This is a genomic window from Enterococcus villorum, from assembly GCF_007990225.1.
GTDB lineage: Bacteria > Bacillota > Bacilli > Lactobacillales > Enterococcaceae > Enterococcus_B > Enterococcus_B villorum.
This window is the reverse complement of the sequence record NZ_BJWF01000083.1, coordinates 1-1,742: the sequence shown is the minus strand read 5'-3', so window position 1 is coordinate 1,742 and position 1,742 is coordinate 1. Positions and strand designations below refer to the sequence as shown.

The window sequence follows — 1,742 nt, the reverse complement described above, 5'->3', positions numbered from 1 at the left end:
TTGTGGGCAGTAATTGTGGCATTATCTGCTGGTGCATCTTTAACCGTGGCCACGACTGTCACACTTTTTCCTGATTCTGGCGAAGTGAATGTTACATTATAGTTTCCAGGAATTTTAGTATTTACATTACCAGAAACTTGCACATTATTTGTAACATCATTTCCATTGGCATCAGTAGCTTTTACTCCAGATTTTTGAATAGCAATATTACTGTTATATGCTGATCCATAATCTAGTGTAAAATTATTAGCAGTAATTGTAGCCTTATTTTCAGTAATTTGAGTAGACACCGTATGACTTAGCAACTCCCCTGCATTATTAGAACCAGCTGCTGAACTCCTTAAATACATAGTCTTTCCAGAAGCGTACCCAGATAATGATTTTAATTGATTGGCACTTAAAGTAAAATTACCTGACGCATCTGCTGTTGATGTAACCCACCCAGAAGTGAAATTTGGAGTATCAGAAATATATACTTCCGCTCCAGGATAAGCGGTTCCTGTAATTGGTGAATCATAACTGTAACTATTATTTACTTTTGGGGCACTATAATGTACGTACGTTGTATCATCACTTCCAAAAAGGCCTGTTGCATCTATACTTCTTACCCTAATAACATCTCCAGGTCGAATTTTGCTTTCATTAATAAAAAGTTCAAAATTTCCTAAAATATCTGCTTTAACCGTGCTTGAAATATTTACAGCTGCGCTATGTTCGCCTTTAAAAGCAGTTACCTGGAAAAATGGTTCACAAGTCCCCTTTAGTGTTTTACTCTCGCCATAATAATAATCCTCTGAAATTTTAGTGCTAAGTATTCTACTACCTGAAGAGTTTGTTGTTAGTTGTGGATTGTCATTAATATTTGTGTTATCACTAGATACACCACTTGTATTTGCAGAATCAGTAGTTACCTCATCATCAAGTGCTAAACCTGTTCCAACAAATGAATTGGTCATTATTCCTGCTGACATAAACATTGCCAGAAGTTGCTTTTTTCTTTTATTAGTTAACTTTTTCTTACTCAAAAATTTTCCCCCTTAAAACTTAATAGAACTAGATTTTATCTAGTATCTATATTTTAAGAAAATATTTTTTCTAAGAGAGTTCACTTCTAGGTTTTTTTCGGGGATAAAATCGATCTCATCTAATAAGTTGTATTATTTAATAAATATTATTAAAAATCATCTTTATTAGGTGCTTCCAAGCTGTAAACAAATTCCAATTTTTAGATATATTCATAGACGTTCTACACGAAGTTTGAAATTCAGAAATAGCATTTTTTGTGATTCAAGAAAGTTTGCTACTTCTTCTACATTCAAAATAAAACTTCTTTAAAGTTCCAACTGTCAAAGTAAGAATGCATCGCTATCCTTATTTTTTATTTAATATAGTTACTGACATTTTAAATATTTAACTCTTTAACGTTATGAATTATGTAAAATGTATTTTCATATTGAAAAATAAATACAATGATTTCAGTTAGTATTCGTTTTAGAAAAATAAAATTTGCAATTACATATTACATAAATGTTGAGTTCAAAATAGACTAAAAAGGCAAGGATATCACATCTGGTGAAGGATGTTTTGAAAATATCTTTGCCTTTTTATATTACATATATATTCTTAGTACATTAAAAACATCATTACAATATACTAACTAATTTATATATTTAATTTGTTGTTTTTCTATTATTGGGTAACTAATCAACTTGTGACTATTTAAATCTTCTTTATTCATATCT

At 30.4% G+C, this 1,742-nt stretch carries 1 protein-coding gene; it reads right to left on the bottom strand.

Features of this window, described 5'->3' with window-relative positions; all coding sequences use genetic code 11:
• Window positions 1-1,025: immunoglobulin-like domain-containing protein (locus EVI01_RS13370; protein WP_146811772.1), on the bottom strand; the 1,025-nt coding region annotated here is incomplete at its 3' end.
• Window positions 1,026-1,742: the final 717 nt, after the last annotated feature.